This window comes from Deltaproteobacteria bacterium (assembly GCA_009930495.1).
Lineage (GTDB): Bacteria > Desulfobacterota > Desulfovibrionia > Desulfovibrionales > Desulfomicrobiaceae > Desulfomicrobium.
Window position 1 is genome coordinate 1 of record RZYB01000385.1, and the last position, 1452, is coordinate 1452.

General features: G+C 57.5%; 1 protein-coding gene. It reads right to left on the bottom strand.

Annotated elements, in window-relative coordinates; translation table 11 throughout:
- Nucleotides 1–419: 419 nt before the first annotated feature.
- Nucleotides 420–1385 (bottom strand): hypothetical protein, encoded by a 966-nt coding sequence (locus EOL86_14890; GenBank protein NCD26855.1) that lies wholly within the window; start codon nucleotides 1383–1385, stop codon nucleotides 420–422.
- Nucleotides 1386–1452: the final 67 nt, after the last annotated feature.

Consider the following 1452-nt stretch of genomic DNA (forward strand, 5'->3'; position numbering starts at 1 on the left):
CGGCGAAAACATGCAACCAATTCTTGGTGTCATCTTCTTCAAAATCGACGACGATGCTGTTATTCAGCCTGATTCTACACAATCCATGTTCATTCAGGCATAACTCTGGGATGCCCAGGCGTTTGCCGATACTTTGCACCATTTCGTTTGCAGTCATGGAAGTCCTCCGTAGAATTTTTTTAAGCACAAAGTGTGCCGCGTATAAAACATATTTAATTCAAATTATTACGATTATAATTGTATCACGCGCAGCCTGCCTCCAAAATTTACCGCCAACAATGTTGGCTTTGGGCCCGTTGCCGTTCAAACGGGGTGCTCAACATGACGGACTTCAAATCCCCTTGGGGATGCCATAAAAAAAGCGAGGTCTTGCATTGGACGATGCAAGACCTCGCTGAATTTTGGAACCAGGGGCAAATTTAACCGCGCGCCAGTTGAAGCAGGGCCGGAACAAAGGTGGGCAGGTTCCAACCCGGAATATAATGGGTCAGGATTTCGCAGGCCGCCACGAGGAGCAGGCCAACGTGCAGATAGTTCAGAACGGTCACGCCCAGCATGGCAACTTTCATGCGCATGGGATTGTCGCCGACGGAAATCATCGTGGACATCCCCATGCCCAGGACCAGACAGACCACACTGGCCACGCCGGGATAAAGGATCTGGGGCAGAAAGAGGTTCATGGTGGTGGTCAGGCCGAGACCAAGCCAGACCAGCAGGCCCAGAGCGCACAGTCCGGTCAGGATGTGCCATTTGGCCAGAAAAGGCGCGGCAAAGCGGTAATAATCCCGCCCCCAGTCGTCCTTGGACCGCCGCGCGACCAAGTAGCAAAGTCCCAGGCCGGCGGCCAGGGACAGGGACAGGGGCATCCACAGGGCAAAAAGCGGCCACAGGGCGGACGAGGCCGTGGGAATGAAGGCCGGCGTGTCCAGGGGAATGCCTCGAAAACCGAGCAAGGCCAGAATCGCCAAGCCCCAGTAGCCGTATTTGATGGTCAGACAGGCCAGGGCGCCGAGCAAAAAGTGCATCGCGCGGCGTTCCTTGGAGCCTTTCCAGGTCAGATCATAGGCGGTCAGGAACAGGCTGCCCAACATGGGCACGGCGAACGTCAGGAGCAGGGCGAGCTGGTTGGCCTGGGCGAAATCCGACGCCCACGGGGCCGGCCATTGCCACGCGACAATCCCCGCGACCAATATCCAGAACAGGGCGTGTCCGAGCACGGCCAGCCGTGAACCGTGCTGGCCGACCCGGATCGGAAAGGGCTTCTTGGTGACCATGCCGACCAGTTCGCTGACCAGGGCGATGACCGGGGCGCCCCAGAACAGGGCCGCGAGCAGGAATGGTGCGGGGAGCAGGGCAAAGGCCCAGGGTGGAAGGATGAACTCCATGAGAACCTCGTGCGGTGATGGAAATGGCGTGCGGTTTGCTCGAATGCCGGGGTTTTTGCCCCAAAAG

What these genes read in the sequence shown, in the direction of transcription:
- EOL86_14890 (NCD26855.1), bottom strand. Translation starts at nt 1,385, where the DNA reads ATGGAGTTCATCCTTCCACCCTGGGCCTTTGCCCTGCTCCCCGCACCA.